Origin of the sequence: Candidatus Dorea massiliensis AP6 (genome assembly GCF_964245105.1) — a bacterium.
In the GTDB taxonomy this organism is placed as follows: domain Bacteria; phylum Bacillota; class Clostridia; order Lachnospirales; family Lachnospiraceae; genus Laedolimicola; species Laedolimicola intestinihominis.
Genome location: NZ_CAXTKW010000015.1, coordinates 62,760 through 78,862, shown reverse-complemented (window position 1 = coordinate 78,862; position 16,103 = coordinate 62,760). Strand labels below are relative to the sequence as shown.

Here is a 16,103-nt window from a genome sequence, read left to right as displayed (position 1 = left end):
TGGGATCTTAGCTCAGCTGGGAGAGCATCTGCCTTACAAGCAGAGGGTCATAGGTTCGAGCCCTATAGGTCCCATTTTACAACCTAAAAGTTGTAGTGCCGATGTGGCTCAATTGGCAGAGCAGCTGATTTGTAATCAGCAGGTTATCGGTTCGAGTCCGATCATCGGCTTCACGGAACTGAAAAATGTGCGTTAGCCGTTGTTGGACCGTGTCATGGGGGAATTCCCGAGTGGCCAAAGGGGGCAGACTGTAAATCTGTTAGCTGTGCTTTCAGTGGTTCGAATCCACTTTCCCCCACTCTGGTTTATCTTTTAGATAAGCCACTTTTTAATTTCATATCGCGAGGTGGAGCAGTCTGGAAGCTCGTCGGGCTCATAACCCGAAGGTCACAGGTTCAAATCCTGTCCTCGCAACTTGAAGAGTACGAAGCACACGTCTCGTGCTCTTCTTTTATAAGATGCCCAGATAGCTCAGTTGGTAGAGCAGAGGACTGAAAATCCTCGTGTCACTGGTTCAATTCCGGTTCTGGGCACTTTTTTTATGCAAAAATCAAATATTTTTCGTGTAGATTCGTATGTTTTAAGTAATACAACGGATAAGCGTATACAAAAGAAGAGCCTCGGGAAGAGAAAAATTCCCGGGACTTTTTTCATTTAATTTCCTTTCCCGAATAATCATGTTCTGGGGTATTTGATTACCCTGACTACTTTTTGATTACCTTTTGATTTCCGGATACGAAAAAAGCCCGTAAATACAGGCTTTTCCAGTGGAAGTAATGGGGCTCGAACCCATGACCTCTCGCGTGTGAGGCGAACGCTCATCCCAGCTGAGCTATACTTCCGTATTTATAAAATCTTTGTTCCATGGACCTGAAGGGATTCGAACCCTCGACCTCTGCGTTGCGAACGCAGCGCTCTCCCAACTGAGCTACAAGCCCGTGATGCTTACAAAAAATATTGTAGCACTTTAGCACAGAAAATCAAGTGGAAATCTGAAAATTATTCAGATGGAAGGCGATAGCTTTTGGCGGCAAAATTATAGTAAAAAATAAAGATAAAATGGGATAAGCAGGATAATTCGTGATATAATGAGCGCAAGTGAGTCAACATACGTGTATGATTGACGAACGGCGAATGCCGGCTGTGAATTGAAATATTCATAGCATAATGAGCGCAAGTGAGTCAACATATTTGCAGAGGAGGTTTCTATTATGATTTCATTTGAGAACGATTATTCAGCGGGAGCGCATCCGCGGATTATACAGAGATTAACAGAGACGAATATGGAGCCGCTGTCGGGTTACGGGACAGATGTGTATTGTCAGAATGCAAGAAGAAAGATCCGAGAAGCCACCGAGTGCCCGGAAGCAATCGTAGAATTTCTGGTGGGTGGTACCCAGACCAATGCGGTAGTGATTGCGTCCATGCTGCAGTCCTACGAGGGCGTGGTAGCAGCAGAGACAGGTCATGTGAGCGTTCATGAAGCAGGAGCCATCGAGAATACCGGACATAAGGTACTGACTTTGCCACAGCATCAGGGAAAGATTGATGCGGGAGAATTAAAGACTTACCTGGAAACATTTTTTGAGGATGGCAATCATGAGCATATGGTATTTCCGGGGATGGTGTATGTGTCCTGGCCGACGGAGTACGGTACGCTCTATAGCAAAGCTGAACTGGAGGCCATCGCGGAGATATGTCATGCCTATGAGATGCCGCTGTATCTGGACGGCGCGCGTCTGGGCTACGGTCTCATGAGCCCGGAGGCGGATATGACCCTGCCGGATATCGCACGGATCTGTGACGTCTTTTATATCGGAGGCACTAAGGTGGGCGCACTCTGCGGGGAAGCTGTAGTATTTCCGAAAGGGAACGCGCCGAAGCATTTCATGACGCGGATCAAACAGCAGGGAGCGCTGCTGGCGAAGGGGCGTCTCTTGGGCATCCAGTTTGACGAGCTGTTTACGGGAAATCTGTATCTGAATATCAGCCGCAATGCCATCGAAATGGCGGAGCAGTTGAAGCGTCTGCTTCATGACAAAAATTATACTTTCTATCTGGAGTCCCCGACCAACCAGCAGTTTGTGATTATGGAAAATGAAAAACTGGAGGAACTGAAGAAACACGTGGCAGTCAGCTTCTGGGAGAAAGCCGATGACACGCACACGGTGGTACGGCTGGCGACCGGCTGGTCTACAACGGTTCAGGATATGGAAGAGCTGGGCGAGTGGCTATAAAGATAGCAAAAATCGGTGTGTTGCATCGAAGAATAAAACAGAGAAAGTGATTTAAAGATTGCGTGGACAGACAGAATAATAGAAGACAGGACAAGTTCGGCGGGCCGCTTTATGAGAAGCTGGCTACCTACGGAGCTTCGGATTTTTACGCCTTTCATATGCCGGGGCACAAGCGGCTTATGGGGGAATTTGAGAATCCATTTCAAATAGATATTACGGAGATAGACGGTTTTGACGATCTGCATCATCCGGAGAATGACGGGGTGCTGACGGAGGCCCAGCGGCGGGCGGCGCAGGTCTTTAGGGCCGAAGAGACGCATTTCCTGGTAAATGGAAGCACAGCGGGGATTTTAAGCGCCATTTCAGGCTGCACGAAGCAGGGCGGGACAATTCTGATGGCCCGGAATTGCCATCGGTCGGTTTATCATGGAGCGGAGCTTCGGGGATTGAAAACAGTGTATCTTTATCCACACTATATCTCGAAATTGGGGATAAACGGCGCGGTTTTGCCAGAGAATGTGGAAAATGCCCTGCAAAAGTCTGTGATGGAGAAAAAACAGTGTGCTGATGGAAAAACAGAGGGGCATTCCTGTGAGAACGGGAAAGGAAATCGGAACCGGAATCAAACGGATATCCAGGCGGTAATGATTGTGTCGCCTACGTACGATGGCGTTTGCTCCGATGTACGACAGATTGCGGAAATCTGTCATTGCTACGGGGTACCGCTGATCGTGGATCAGGCCCATGGGGCACATTTCCCGTTCTCGGAATATTTTCCGGAGGATGCGGTGCGTGCAGGGGCGGATGTGGTGATTCACAGCGTACATAAGACGCTGCCGTCCATGACCCAGACTGCGCTTCTGCATGTGCAGGGAGAAATCGTGAATCGGGAGAGGATTCGGAAATTTCTGTCCATTTATCAGAGCAGCAGTCCGTCTTACGTGTTGATGGCTTCCATTGATGCCTGTGTGGATTTGATAAAGCGGGGCGGCGAGGAGCTGTTTGAGAGGCATACGCGGGAGCTGCGGGCATTCCGGGAGAGATGTCTGGATCTGAAATGGCTGTATCTGGCCGGACTGGACAGCGAGAAGGACGGCACATGGCAGTCGGAGGCGAAAACGGCGGAGTTCGGGCAGACGGCGGATTTTGATCGGAGCAAGCTGCTGATTTCCGCAAGGAAAGCGAACCGGGCCGGAGTCGGGCTGACAGGAGAAGAACTGTCACGGATGCTCCGGGAGCGGTACCATATCCAGATGGAAATGAGCGGGCCGGATTACGTGGTGGCGATCGCGGGGATTGCGGATTCGGAAGAGGGATTCCGGCGGCTGGCGGAAGCGCTGCATGGGATCGATCTGGATATGGATGAAAAGATACCGGTCGGCGTGAACACAGCAGATAAAGTGAGCGCCAAGAGCAACGCGCTGCCACATCTGAAGGCTGTTCTGACCATTGGTGAAGCAGCGGAGGCCGAAGGGGCTTGCAGGCCTCTGGCGGCCTGTGAGGGCGCTGTGGCAGGCAATTACGTGTATCTGTACCCGCCGGGAATTCCGGTTCTGGCGCCGGGGGAGCGGGTGACGGAAGAGCTGCTGAAATGCATAGAGGAATGGCTGGAGGCCGGTTATGAGGTGCACGGGCTGGAATACGACGGAGACGGGATTCCGAAGCTTGGGATTGTAAAAGAATAAAACGGAGAAAATGATGGGAAAATTATTTTATGTAATCGGGAAAAGCGCCACAGGCAAGGACACCATTTTTCAGAAGCTTCTGGAAAACGAAAGCCTAGCTCTGAAGCCGCTGGTGCTGTACACCACCCGTCCTATGCGGGCTGGGGAGGAGCAGGGGGTGCAGTATCATTTTACGGATGAAGCGGGTCTGAAAGAACTTCAGAACGCCGGGAAGGTGATCGAGCTTCGGGCTTATGATACGGTACATGGAGTGTGGAAATATTTTACAGCTGATACAGAGGCGACCGATCTGGAAAAATATAACTATGCGGGTGTCGGCGTACTGGAGTCCTACCGGGCACTTCGGAATTATTATGGGGCAGAGCGAGTGATTCCCATCTACATCGAAGTGGAGGACGGAGAGCGGCTGCAGAGAGCTCTCACTCGGGAACGCGGACAGCAGGAGCCAAAGTACGCAGAGCTTTGTCGGCGGTTTCTGGCGGACAGTGAGGATTTCGCGGAGGAGAAAATTGCGGAGGCCGGAATTGAGAAGCGATTCCGGAACCGGGATTTGAAGGAAAGCATAGAGGAAATCTCAGAGTATATAAAAGAACATAAGTGAGAACCTTCAGATAAAGGAAATTACAGTCCGCAGGCGGATTTGCGGAGCAGAACAAAAGTATAAAAAGCTGTTTTTTCTAAAAAATGTATGTTATACTAAAAAGAGTATTTTTTTCATCAAGTTAGTTTTAATAAAATGAACAGCGGTAGAAAGAAGGGAGTGTGAATATATGGCCGGATTTTCCGAAATCTTAGGGCACGGGCAGATCATCGAGCACCTGCAGAATGCCATAAAGCTTCAAAAAGTATCCCATGCCTATATTCTGGATGGAGAAGAAGGAGCGGGAAAGAAAATGCTGGCCCGGGCCTTTGCTCAGACACTCCAGTGTGAACGGGGCGGTGTGGAGCCCTGCGGGGAATGCCATTCCTGCAAGCAGGCACAGAGCGGCAATCAGCCGGATATCATTGAAGTGACGCATGAGAAGCCCGCCAGCATCGGCGTGGAGGATATCCGCGGTCAGCTCTGCGGCGATATCCAGATCAAGCCCTATAGCAGCCCATATAAAATCTATATTGTGGACGAGGCAGAGAAGATGACCGTACAGGCCCAGAACGCCCTCCTGAAGACCATTGAGGAGCCGCCTGCCTACGGCGTCATCATGCTGCTGACCACCAATGCAGACGCATTCCTGCCGACCATTCTGTCCCGGTGCGTGACCCTGAAGCTGCGTCCGGTGAAGAATGAGATCATCAAGCCCTATCTGATGGAGAAGTACCATATTCCCGATTATCAGGCGGAGGTATGCACCGCATTTGCCAGGGGAAATGTGGGGAAAGCGGAACGGCTGGCCCAGTCGGATCAGTTTACGGAGCTGAAAAGCCACCTGATTCATCTGCTTCGGCATCTGCGCGATATGGAGATCTACGAGTTGACCGAGGCGGTGCGTTCGGCGTCCGAGTATAAGACGGAGATTAACGATTACCTCGATCTGATGGCTCTGTGGTTCCGGGATGTGCTTCTGTTCAAGGCCACCCGCCAGATTGACGGACTGGTTTTTGCGGAAGAAATTAATGATATCAGCGCCCAGGCCCAGAAGAGCTCTTATGAGGGGCTGGAGCGGATTTTAAAGGCACTGGAGAAGGCCAAGGTGCGGCTGAAGGCCAATGTAAACTTTGAGCTGACCATGGAGCTTCTCATGCTGACGATAAAGGAGAATTAGAATGGAAAAAGTCATAGGCGTCAGATTCCGGAACGCGGGAAAAATATATTTCTTTTCCCCCGGAAAGCTGGACATTCCCAAGGGAAAGCATGTGATTGTGGAGACCGCCAGAGGCGTGGAGTACGGATATGTGGTAGTGGGCACCAAAGAGGTGGAGGATAAGAAGATTATCCAGCCCCTGAAGCCGGTGATCCGGATTGCGACCCAGGAGGATGATACAAGAGAGGCGGCCAACCGCTTCAAGGAAAAAGAGGCATTTAAAATCTGCCAGGAAAAGATTAAGAAGCATGGATTGGAAATGAAGCTGATCCAGGCGGAATATACCTTCGATAATAACAAAGTATTATTTTATTTTACCGCGGACGGACGTATTGATTTCCGTGAGCTGGTCAAAGATCTGGCCAGCGTGTTCCGTACCCGTATTGAGCTGCGGCAGATTGGAGTCCGGGATGAGACTAAGATCTTAGGCGGTATCGGCATCTGCGGCAGACCCCTGTGCTGCCATACCCACCTGTCTGATTTCGTGCCGGTGTCCATCAAGATGGCCAAGGAGCAGAACCTGTCCCTGAACCCTACGAAGATTTCCGGCGTATGCGGCAGACTGATGTGCTGCCTGAAGCATGAGCAGGAGACCTACGAGGAGCTGAACAGCCATTTGCCGGGACTGGGGGATTATGTGACCACAGCCGACGGACTGAAGGGTGAGGTGCAGAGCGTCAACGTGCTGCGCCAGAAGGTAAAGGTCATCGTGACCGTCGAGGGCGACGAGAAGGAGATCCGGGAGTATCCGGTGGAGGAGCTGAAGTTCCGCCCGAGAAGAAAGAAGGGCGATAAGGGCGACAAAGGCGGAGCGGCTGATAAGGAACTGAAGAAGCTGGAGGCCCTGGAAAAGCAGGAGAGGAAATCAAAGCTGGATGACAATTAAGTTAAAGGATGGAGAACGGCTGGACGATCTGCAGCGAAACGGCTATCAGATTATCCAGAATCCGAGTAAGTTTTGTTTTGGCATGGATGCGGTGCTGCTGTCCGGGTTCGCGAAGGTGAAGCCGGGGGAGCGGGCGCTTGATCTGGGAACCGGCACGGGGATTATACCGATTCTGCTTCGGGGCAAGACACCGGGGCGTGATTTTACCGGGCTGGAGATTCAGGAAGAGAGCGCGGATATGGCCAGGCGAAGCGTGGAGTTAAATACTCTTTCGGATTCCGTTTCCATTGTCCAGGGTGATATAAAGGAAGCGGCTTCGATCTTCGGGGCGGCTTCTTTTGATGTGGTGACCTGCAATCCGCCGTACATGACGGGCAGTCACGGAATCGTGAATCCGGAGCTGCCCAAAGCCATCGCGCGCCATGAGATTCTGTGCAGCTTCGAGGATGTGGCCAGGGAGGCGGCGAAGGTGCTGCGGCCCGGCGGACGCTTTTATCTGGTACACAGACCCTTTCGGCTTGCGGAAATTATAACTACACTGGTGAAGTATAAGCTGGAGCCCAAACGGATGCAGTTAGTCTATCCTTACGTGGACAAGGAGCCCAATATGGTGCTTCTGGAGGCCTGCCGGGGCGGGCGCTCCCGGATGACTGTGGAGAAGCCGCTGATTGTATACAGGGAGCCAGGCGTCTATATGGATGAGATTTACGATATTTACGGGTATTAAGGAGAAAAGATGCAGGGAACGTTATATCTGTGCGCCACCCCGATCGGCAATCTGGAGGATATCACATTTCGGGTGCTGCGTATCTTAAAAGAGGTGGATGTGATTGCGGCGGAGGATACCCGCAACAGCATCAAGCTTCTGAACCATTTTGAAATTCATACGCCCATGACCAGCTATCATGAGTACAATAAGTTCGACAAAGGCCGGGAGCTGGTGGAGCAGCTGCGGGCGGGCAAAAATATTGCGTTGATCACGGACGCCGGCATGCCGGGCATCTCGGATCCGGGCGAGGAGCTGGTGAAAATGTGCGCGGAGGCGGGTATTACGGTGACGGTGCTGCCGGGAGCCTGCGCCTGCGTGACGGCACTGACGCTGTCGGGGCTCGGGACCAGGAGGTTTGCCTTTGAGGCCTTTCTGCCGTCGGATAAGAAGGAACGCCAGAACGTGCTGGAGGAGCTGAAAAGCGAGACGCGGACGATGATTATCTATGAAGCGCCCCATCGGCTTCTGAAGACCCTTGGGGAGCTTCGTGATACCCTGGGAAATCGGCGGATTTCGGTGTGCCGGGAGCTGACGAAGAAGCACGAGACCATTTTCCGGACGGATCTGGAAGCAGCGATTCGTCATTATGAGACGGAAGCGGCCAGGGGCGAGTGCGTGCTGGTCATCGAGGGCCGGAACCGGGAAGAGATGGAAAAAGAAAAGCAGGCGGCCTGGGAGCAGATGACCATTGCGGAGCACGTGGCGCTGTATGAGCAGCAGGGAATCCAGCACAAGGAAGCCATGCGGTTGGCGGCCAAAGATCGTGGCGTGTCCAAAAGGGATATTTATCAGGCTCTGCTGGAAGGATAATTTTGCGCAAAAGAAAAAACCGGGGACCCATTGTTGGGTTGCCGGTTTTTATGTACCGATAAATATAATTAAATTAAGTTAGCCTTTTTTGCTAATTCCTCAATTGACTTTTTGGAAACCATTTTACCATGGAATTCAATAAGATCATCTCGGTCTCCTGTGAAAATATCCGTCGGTGCATACTTCTTTAAAATAATTTTGTCATCTTCAACATAGATCTCGAGAAAATCGCGTTCTTCAATTCCGAATACTTTTCGTAATTCCATAGGAAGCGTGATACGTCCGAGTTCATCCAGTCTTCTGACCACTCCGGTGTTCTTCATTGCTTCTCCTCCTTAATTTAATGGTAACACTTGATTCCAACATTATAACAAAAAACCCATAAGATTCCAATAGGAAAATACATTTCTTAATGATATTTTAATGAACAAATTACTAAAAAATCATAAAAAAAGGATAAAATAAAAAAAATTTGGGACTGAAATCAAGAAAAGCAAGGAAATTTCCATAAATGGGGAGTTTGGGTAATATATTGATAAAAAACGGGAGAAGATGTCATGCTGAATTATCTTTGGGCGGCCATGCTGGTACTGGGAATTGTTTACGGAGCCTTGCAGGGGAGGCTGCCGGAATTGACGGAAGCGGCGCTGGAATCGGCGGGGGAGGCAGTAACGCTGTGTATCACCATGGCAGGAATTATGGCATTGTGGGTGGGATTGATGGAAATTGCCCAGAGGAGCGGCGTCATAAGGCGGGCGTCCCGGGCTATCGCTCCTTTTATGAATTTCATGTTTCCGAGGCTGCCCAGGGAGCATCCGGCGCGGGAATATATCACCACCAATGTGATTGCCAATATCTTTGGGCTTGGCTGGGCAGCGACGCCGGCGGGACTGAGGGCCATGGAAGCGCTCAGCGATCTGGAAGAGGAACGGCGGCGTACCGGAAAAACCGCGCGGAAAAATGGGACGGCAAGTAATGAGATGTGTACATTTCTGGTGCTGAATATCGCGTCCCTGCAGTTGATTCCGGTGAATATTATCGCATATCGGAGTCAGTACGGTAGTGTGAATCCGGCGGTAATTCTGGCGCCGTCTCTGGTGGCGACACTGATCAGTGCAGTGACAGCGGCAGTATTCTGTAAGCTGATGGACAGGGGGTGAGAAAATGATACGGATCATGCTCTACATATCGGATCTTATTGTGCCCTTTCTGATTTTTTATGTGGTGGCGGAGGGGCTGGCCGCGAAGCGGCCGGTGTACGATGATTTTGTAAAAGGGGCAAAGGACGGACTGAAGACGGTGGTGCAGATTCTGCCGACACTGGTGGGGTTGATGGTGGCTGTCGGAGTACTGCGGGCTTCCGGCTTCCTGGATTTCCTGGCGGGTTTGCTGGGCGGTCTGACGGAAAAGGTGCATTTCCCGTCGGAGCTTCTGCCGCTGGCTATCGTGCGGATGTTCTCAGCTTCGGCGGCCACAGGGCTGGCGCTGGATATTTTTAAGGAGTACGGGACGGATAGCTATGTGGGGCTGGCGGCGTCCATTATGATGGGGTGTACGGAGACAGTTTTCTATACTATGAGCATCTATTTTATGGCAGCGAAGGTGAAGAAAACCCGCTACACGCTACCGGGGGCGCTGCTGGCAACGGTGGCGGGGATCGCGGTCAGTGTGTGGCTGGCGGGAAAAATGGCATTTAACAGTTAGATAAGACTAATCCATAGCTGTCCAGGCGGGCAGGTAAGAGTGGAGAATGGAAAAAGGAGCGGGGCCGGTGCGGAGCAGGTAGCTGTGGAAATCCTTCAGTGAAAACTGTGCGCCAAGGGTATCTTCCGCTTCTTTTTTCAGTTCCAGGATTTCCACGGCGCCCAGATAATATTTCAGGTAATTGGCGGGATCCTGCCGGATGGCCTGGTAGATTTCAGCAAGGGCATCGGCGTCGGTGATGCCGTAGCCGTTCCAGAGAGCATTCATTTCCGCAGGGGTCCATCCTTCATAGTGGATGCCCACGTCCGAGCGGGCGTAGAGGCCCAGCAGGAAGAAGGAGTTGGCGGCTAAGAGGTCGGCCATATCCGGATCCAGGCCGGCGTAGCGGTAAGACAGGCGTTCCGCGTAGGTGGCCCAGCCTTCCACGAAGCCGCCAAAATAGAAGAAGCTGCGGACCGGATGCTGCGGAGAGGTCTGCTCGGAAAGTGTCTGGTAGAGATGGCCGGGGAAGCCTTCGTGGGCCAGGGTGGTGAAAAGGGTCAGCGGGTCATAGTCAGCAGCAGGATTGATGTAGATGACATGGTCCCGCATGGCGTCCAGGGGCGGCGTCAGGTAGAAGGCAGGGCTCGCATGTTCCTGCAGGGACGGGGAGACAGACTTGACGGAAATGGGAATGGAGGAGGCGGAACTGTCGGTATCCGCACCAGTATGGGCATTTGCGTCGGCAGCAGGAAAATCAGCCAGCATCCGGGCTTGCAGCTCTGCGAGAATCTGCTCCGGTTCCCGGGCCGTGGTGGTGCGGGGAACATCTGTCAGCAGCTCCGGACGGTTTTTGACCAGCTCGGCCATCTGACGCACATCGCTCAGGAGCTGGTGGTCGATGAGATCGCGGATTTCGGACAGGGTGCGATCAGAGCCGATGATGGCGTCTGTGAGAGCCTGATAGTAGGAGCGGCCTTCCGGGTAGTGGGCCAGGCCGTAGGGGTTGGCGCCGGAGCCTTTCAGGGAAGAAAGGGTTTCGATGAGGTGGACGTAGGCAGGGAAAACGTGTGCTTCGAGCATCTGCTGGTTGAGATTTACATAATATGAGAACTGGCGGTCAGAAAGATGGATCTTCTGAGAAAGTTCCGTAAGACGTTCGGAGAAGCTGGCTGCCAAAAAATGTTTGATGACTGCCTCGGAGCTTTCCTCAGGTGTGCCGAGGATCTCATTGGAACTTTGGACAGAGTCAATATCGGTGGCGGCTATGTTTTCAGGCTTGTTCTGATTTATATTACTTTGGTTGGTGTTGTTGAATTGTGTCCCATTTAGAAAATCCCGGCATCCCGAAATCACCGCGTCGGCGCTTTCATCCGTCATAAAAAGCCCGGCCTGAGCCTTCTCCTTTTCATATTCGCATAATTCCGCAAAATACGCGTCCGTCTTCGCCAGCAGCCGAAGATAGACATCCACATCTTCTTCCGAATCAAAAGCATACTCTGCCAGCAGTACAGGAAGCTGCACCTGTACGCCCAGCAAGGGACTGAAAACTTCTTCATAATAAGGAAAATGAAGCAGTGCAAGCTCCCGGGGAATCTGCGTGTTCAGAATGTCCCATTCCAGTCGGTTGACATAAGAAAGCTCGCTTCGCGGAAATTCTGACAGGGCAGCGAATGCATTTTCCAGGGCGGCAGCTGATTGGGCTTTGGACTCCTCCGAGTAAGAGCCATAGGAAATCGGAAACTTACGAATCCCGTAAGCCACCGGATCAGCCAACGTATAATGAAGCGTCAGCGTGCTGCCGGTGACAGATTCCCGGAAGAGGCCGTTGGTGAAGGCTTCGAAGGCCTCTTCGGCGGAAGTAGTGTCCGTACCGGACAGACAGGAGCGGGAGAGAAGCAGAGCCGTCGTTAAAAAAGCAGAGAGAAAAAGAACAAAGAGGAAGGATTTTTTCATGGAAAACCACCGGAATAACTCTTGGTGTAGTTTATGAGAAGAATGGGGAAAAAAGAAATTGTTACGTGCAAAAAGACCGCATACCGAACTTTCACATCCGATATGCGGCCTTTCCAAATTTATTTCACTGTTCTAAATTATGCCTCTGCGGTTTCATCCTCAGCGTCTGCATCATCTGCTACGGCATTGTGTACCTCCAGTACGGTAGCAACGGTAGCTTCCGGGGAAGTATGCAGGTCGATGGCAGGATTCTTGGCGATATCCAGATCCTTAACCTTCAATGTCTCGCCGACCTTCATGTGGCTGACATCAACCTTGATCTTGTCAACCAGATCTGCGGGCAGTGCCTTGTAGGTAACTTCCTGAAGCATCTGCTGTACCACGCCGGCCTGTACATCGTCCTGGCCCAGCAGGATCACCTCTGCTACGGAGTGAACCTTCTCGGTGCTTACCAATGCCTGGAAATCGATTTCCAGAAGCTGTCCTCTTAAGGAATCGTAATCAATCTCCTTAATCAGCGCGTCGTAGGTCTCACCTGCAACCTCCAGCATTACCTGGCTGCCTTTACCCTCGGTTCTCAGGATGCGCTCTGCATCTGCCTTGGTAATCTGAAGGGGAATGGACTCCTTCATCTCGCGGCCATAGATATTGCCGGTAACATAACCTTCACGTCTAAGTTTCTTGGCTTTCGTCAACATGTCTCTTTTTTCAGCTTTTAAAGTATTCATTTATCTTTTCCTCCAAAATCTGAATCGCTTAGCAGCCTTCCACTTTGTGTAACAAACAGGTATTGTTAAGTGGTTCTATATTTAATTTACGGTGATTATTATAGCACTGATTTTTCAAAGTTAAAGAGTAAATTTCAACAAAAATGAGGATCGAAATTCGATAAAAAACTGAAAATTTTTAAACGAATAAGAGAAGAAAAGTCGGCAGGCTTGACAAAAGGTTTTGGCCGTGTTACGCTTCTTTTATCTGAGCAAAATGCAAACGCTACGAAGAAAAGAGTAAGCTGTATGCGTCTTTTACAGAGAATTCCCGGTGCTGAGAGGGATGAAGACAAAAGAGCTGAAGATGGTTTCTGAGCGGCACGGATGAACGTAAGGTTATTTTCGATAAAGGGATTTCCTATGGGAAATGGTTTTGCGATAAGCCGTGATGGGTGCGCCCGTTACAGCGTCAGGGTATGCAGGTACCCGCAGAGGTCTGTCTCGTGAGGGACAGGCGAACAGAAGTGGTAACACGGGAATCATCCCCGTCTTCTTTAAGATTTAAGGAAGACGGGGTTTTTTGATCTTTCGTTTGCAGAGAAAGAGAGGTAAAAAATGGAAAAGAAAAAGTTTTACATGACCACGGCCATTGCCTACACATCCGGCAAGCCCCACATTGGAAACACCTATGAAATCGTACTGGCGGACGCCATTGCCCGTTTCCGGAGACTCCAGGGCTACGACGTATTCTTCCAGACCGGAACCGACGAGCACGGCCAGAAGATTGAGCTGAAGGCTGAGGAGGCAGGCGTTACTCCGAAGGAATTCGTAGACAATGTATCTGGCGAGATTAAGCGCATCTGGGATCTGATGAATACTTCCTATGATAAATTCATCCGCACCACCGATGATTATCACGAGAAGCAGGTACAGAAGATCTTTAAGAAGCTGTACGATCAGGGCGACATCTACAAGGGAGCGTATGAAGGAATGTACTGTACGCCCTGCGAGTCCTTCTGGACCCAGTCCCAGCTGGTGGACGGCAAGTGTCCGGACTGCGGCCGCGAGGTGCAGCCTGCCAAGGAAGAGGCTTATTTCTTCCGTATGAGTAAATACGCGGATCGTCTGATTGACCACATCAACAAGCATCCGGAATTCATTCAGCCGGTTTCCAGAAAGAATGAGATGATGAACAACTTCCTGCTTCCGGGTCTGCAGGATCTCTGTGTATCCCGTACCTCCTTTAAATGGGGTATCCCGGTGGATTTCGATCCGAAGCATGTGGTATACGTATGGCTGGACGCGCTGACCAACTATATCACCGGCATCGGCTACGAGTGCGACGGAGAGTCCAGCGACCTGTTCAAGAAGGAGTGGCCGGCGGATTTGCATCTGATCGGAAAAGATATTATCCGTTTCCATACGATCTATTGGCCCATTTTCCTGATGGCGCTGGATCTGCCGCTGCCGAAGCAGGTATTCGGTCATCCGTGGCTCCTGCAGGGCGATGGCAAGATGAGCAAGTCCAAGGGAAATGTGCTTTACGCGGATGATCTGGTAGACATGTTCGGCGTGGACGCGGTTCGTTACTTCGTACTGCATGAGATGCCCTTTGACAACGACGGCGTGATTACCTGGGAGCTGATGGTGGAGCGTATGAACTCTGACCTGGCCAACACCCTGGGCAATCTGGTAAACCGTACCGTATCCATGTCCAACAAGTACTTTGACGGCGTAGTCAATAACACAGGTGTGCTGGAGCCGGTAGACCGCGAGCTTCGCGAAGCTGCTGTCAGTGCGGCAGAGAAGGCCTCCGCGAAAATGGACGATCTGCGCGTGGCAGACGCCATCACCGAGATCTTCAACCTGTTCAAGCGCTGCAACAAATACATCGACGAGACCATGCCCTGGGCCCTGGCTAAGGACGAGAGCAAGAAGGAACGTCTGGCGACCGTACTCTACAATCTGGTAGAGAGCATCAGCATTGGCGCAAGCCTCTTAGAGCCGTTTATGCCGGAGACTGCCGACAAGATTCTGGCACAGCTGGGCGCGAGAAAGCGTTCCCTGGAGGTTATGAACATGTTCGGACTCTATCAGTCCGGCAATAAGGTAACCGACAAGCCGGAGATTCTGTTCGCGAGACTGGACGTGAAAGAGGTTCTGGAGAAGGTTGAGGCTAAGAAGGCTGCGGACGCGGCAGAGCAGGATCAGCCGGAAGAGGCAAAAGAGGAGGCTGCAGACGTCATCGACATCGAGCCGAAGGCAGAGATTACCTTTGACGATTTCGCGAAGCTGCAGTTCCAGGTGGGTGAAATCATTGCCTGCGAGGCCGTGAAGAAGTCCAAAAAGCTTCTGTGCTCCCAGGTCCGCATCGGAAGCCAGGTAAAGCAGATCGTATCCGGCATTAAGTCTCATTACACACCGGAGGAAATGGTCGGCAAGAAGGTTATGGTAGTCGTGAACCTGAAGCCGGCGAAGCTGGCAGGGATCCTGTCTGAAGGTATGCTGCTGTGCGCCGAGGACGCAGAGGGCAACCTGGCGCTGATGACGCCGGAGAAGGATATGCCGGCAGGAGCGGAGATCTGCTAAAATATAGAAGAACGTAAATTAGTATAAAAAAGAACTGATACAGATATAAGATTTTATAAAGAATCAGAATGTATTTATTCTGTAAACTTATAAAAGAAATATCTGTGTCAGTTCTTTTTGCTGTAAAGTATTCCGTTCAGGAGAAGCGCTGCAAATCAATTTGCCGCACCTGCTCCAGCAAAAACTTATACCGCTTCTGCACCGAATAAATCTCATACGTATAGCAGTCGATCAGATCCGGATCGACCACCGTCTCAAAATTCGCGTAGGCTGTGTCCAGCGCGTTTTTCGTAAGCGTCAAATCTTCCATCAGCTGCCTCCGGGCCGAGAAGCGTTCATACTCCTCCAGCGGCTCCTCTTTTTTGAATAATCCCATAAAATCCCCCGTATCTGAAAATGAATTATCTATAGTAGGAGTATAGACTGATGGGAGAGGAAATATACGGAAAAACCTGTTTGTGTGAATTATTTTCAGGTAGCTTATGTATAAATCGAGAAAACGAGTTGTATACATTAAAAAAAAGCAGGCGGTTCTATGAAAATCATCAACTTTCTTCTCCGCGCCGTGTTCGGCGCTATCGGTATTCAGGTTATCAACGCTATTCTTCTATCCCAGGATGTTTCCGTTTTTGTGGGGTTAAATCCACTGACCCTTTGTACGGCAGGAACCCTTGGAATCAGCGGGATTGGGCTGCTTTACGGAATCGCGGCCTTCGGAATTTTGTGAACCATTTACAATAGACAAACAGAAGAGCACGGGCTATACTTTAGCTACCGTCAGAGATGGCGGTTCGATCGATCAGAATTCTTACAAAAGACCGGCAGAACGTGAGCCGGTACTGTCTTGGTTTGTGTCAGACCATAATTCCTGAGTGGACAAGGGGTGGAAGGAGGACAAGGAGACATATTGCGTGAAAAAGGGGAAAACGAGAGAAAGAGGCCTGAGCCATTCCTTATGGCGGCGGTATTTCTGGGATTG

The 16,103-nt window shown here is 50.9% G+C and carries 15 protein-coding genes, 7 tRNA genes and 1 other annotated feature; of the genes, 16 read left to right on the top strand and 6 right to left on the bottom strand.

The genetic code is table 11. From position 1 onward, the window contains the following. Nucleotide 1: 1 nt before the first annotated feature. The 5 genes from ACESZP_RS15165 (at nt 2) to ACESZP_RS15145 (ending at nt 533) form a co-directional block, all read left to right on the top strand. Nucleotides 2–74: transfer RNA gene (locus ACESZP_RS15165), tRNA-Val, on the top strand. A 23-nt stretch (nt 75–97) separates the two neighbouring features. Further along, nucleotides 98–170, top strand: a tRNA-Thr gene (locus ACESZP_RS15160). Between the two features lie 46 nt (nt 171–216). Continuing rightward, a tRNA-Tyr gene (locus ACESZP_RS15155) sits at nt 217–298 on the top strand. 42 nt (nt 299–340) lie between these two features. Continuing rightward, a tRNA-Met gene (locus ACESZP_RS15150) sits at nt 341–414 on the top strand. A 46-nt stretch (nt 415–460) separates the two neighbouring features. Beyond that, nucleotides 461–533: transfer RNA gene (locus ACESZP_RS15145), tRNA-Phe, on the top strand. A 235-nt stretch (nt 534–768) separates the two neighbouring features. On the opposite strand, the gene ACESZP_RS15140 is transcribed toward ACESZP_RS15145, so the two are convergent. Together ACESZP_RS15140 and ACESZP_RS15135 are read right to left on the bottom strand one after the other, a co-directional pair. Then, nucleotides 769–842, bottom strand: a tRNA-Val gene (locus ACESZP_RS15140). A gap of 23 nt (nt 843–865) precedes the next feature. Beyond that, nucleotides 866–938 (bottom strand) — tRNA-Ala (locus ACESZP_RS15135). Nucleotides 939–1,211: 273 nt separating this feature from the next. Between ACESZP_RS15135 and ACESZP_RS15130 the strand changes: the two genes are divergently transcribed. From ACESZP_RS15130 to rsmI, 7 genes are all read left to right on the top strand, one after another. Then, entirely contained in the window at nt 1,212–2,237 is a 1,026-nt protein-coding gene (locus ACESZP_RS15130) for a threonine aldolase family protein (RefSeq protein ID WP_499709548.1), read from the top strand. A 62-nt stretch (nt 2,238–2,299) separates the two neighbouring features. Continuing rightward, nucleotides 2,300–3,922 (top strand): aminotransferase class I/II-fold pyridoxal phosphate-dependent enzyme, encoded by a 1,623-nt coding sequence (locus ACESZP_RS15125; RefSeq protein ID WP_499709547.1) that lies wholly within the window; start codon nt 2,300–2,302, stop codon nt 3,920–3,922. Nucleotides 3,923–3,935: 13 nt separating this feature from the next. Then, entirely contained in the window at nt 3,936–4,523 is a 588-nt protein-coding gene (locus tag ACESZP_RS15120) for a nucleoside/nucleotide kinase family protein (RefSeq protein WP_499709545.1), read from the top strand. Between the two features lie 169 nt (nt 4,524–4,692). Next, nucleotides 4,693–5,682 carry a DNA polymerase III subunit delta' gene (gene holB / locus ACESZP_RS15115; protein WP_178038932.1) on the top strand — a complete coding sequence of 330 codons (990 nt, stop codon included), beginning with the start codon at nt 4,693–4,695 and terminating at the stop codon, nt 5,680–5,682. 1 nt (nt 5,683) lies between these two features. Then, entirely contained in the window at nt 5,684–6,607 is a 924-nt protein-coding gene (locus tag ACESZP_RS15110) for a regulatory iron-sulfur-containing complex subunit RicT (protein WP_178038933.1), read from the top strand. Further along, nucleotides 6,597–7,334 (top strand): tRNA1(Val) (adenine(37)-N6)-methyltransferase, encoded by a 738-nt coding sequence (locus tag ACESZP_RS15105; RefSeq protein WP_499709544.1) that lies wholly within the window; start codon nt 6,597–6,599, stop codon nt 7,332–7,334. Before ACESZP_RS15110 ends, ACESZP_RS15105 begins: the two co-directional genes overlap by 11 nt. A 9-nt stretch (nt 7,335–7,343) precedes the next feature. Then, complete coding sequence (rsmI, locus tag ACESZP_RS15100; protein WP_158363843.1) at nt 7,344–8,186, top strand: 16S rRNA (cytidine(1402)-2'-O)-methyltransferase; 843 nt, start codon at nt 7,344–7,346, stop codon at nt 8,184–8,186. A gap of 68 nt (nt 8,187–8,254) precedes the next feature. Here the strand turns inward: rsmI and ACESZP_RS15095 are convergent, their stop codons facing one another. After that, entirely contained in the window at nt 8,255–8,509 is a 255-nt protein-coding gene (locus tag ACESZP_RS15095) for an AbrB/MazE/SpoVT family DNA-binding domain-containing protein (protein ID WP_499709543.1), read from the bottom strand. A 234-nt stretch (nt 8,510–8,743) separates the two neighbouring features. On the opposite strand from ACESZP_RS15095, the gene ACESZP_RS15090 reads away from it, so the two are divergent. Together ACESZP_RS15090 and ACESZP_RS15085 are read left to right on the top strand one after the other, a co-directional pair. Beyond that, entirely contained in the window at nt 8,744–9,346 is a 603-nt protein-coding gene (locus ACESZP_RS15090) for a nucleoside recognition protein (RefSeq protein WP_499709542.1), read from the top strand. Nucleotides 9,347–9,353: 7 nt separating this feature from the next. Next, entirely contained in the window at nt 9,354–9,890 is a 537-nt protein-coding gene (locus ACESZP_RS15085) for a spore maturation protein (RefSeq protein ID WP_499709549.1), read from the top strand. Nucleotides 9,891–9,896: 6 nt separating this feature from the next. Here ACESZP_RS15085 and ACESZP_RS15080 read toward each other — a convergent pair whose 3' ends face one another. Together ACESZP_RS15080 and ACESZP_RS15075 are read right to left on the bottom strand one after the other, a co-directional pair. Continuing rightward, nucleotides 9,897–11,825 carry a DUF885 domain-containing protein gene (locus ACESZP_RS15080; RefSeq protein WP_499709541.1) on the bottom strand — a complete coding sequence of 643 codons (1,929 nt, stop codon included), beginning with the start codon at nt 11,823–11,825 and terminating at the stop codon, nt 9,897–9,899. A 137-nt stretch (nt 11,826–11,962) separates the two neighbouring features. After that, nucleotides 11,963–12,553 (bottom strand): 50S ribosomal protein L25, encoded by a 591-nt coding sequence (locus ACESZP_RS15075; protein WP_440322839.1) that lies wholly within the window; start codon nt 12,551–12,553, stop codon nt 11,963–11,965. A gap of 258 nt (nt 12,554–12,811) precedes the next feature. Then, nucleotides 12,812–13,091, top strand: a binding site (T-box leader). 59 nt (nt 13,092–13,150) lie between these two features. On the opposite strand from ACESZP_RS15075, the gene metG reads away from it, so the two are divergent. After that, nucleotides 13,151–15,124 carry a methionine--tRNA ligase gene (gene metG, locus ACESZP_RS15070; RefSeq protein WP_349165319.1) on the top strand — a complete coding sequence of 658 codons (1,974 nt, stop codon included), beginning with the start codon at nt 13,151–13,153 and terminating at the stop codon, nt 15,122–15,124. A gap of 136 nt (nt 15,125–15,260) precedes the next feature. On the opposite strand, the gene ACESZP_RS15065 is transcribed toward metG, so the two are convergent. Beyond that, nucleotides 15,261–15,500, bottom strand: a complete 240-nt coding sequence (locus tag ACESZP_RS15065) for a DUF2508 family protein (RefSeq protein ID WP_178039568.1) — start codon at nt 15,498–15,500, stop codon at nt 15,261–15,263. Nucleotides 15,501–15,659: 159 nt separating this feature from the next. Between ACESZP_RS15065 and ACESZP_RS15060 the strand changes: the two genes are divergently transcribed. Next, entirely contained in the window at nt 15,660–15,851 is a 192-nt protein-coding gene (locus ACESZP_RS15060; protein ID WP_499709539.1) for a pro-sigmaK processing inhibitor BofA family protein, read from the top strand. The last annotated feature ends 252 nt before the right edge of the window (nt 15,852–16,103 follow it).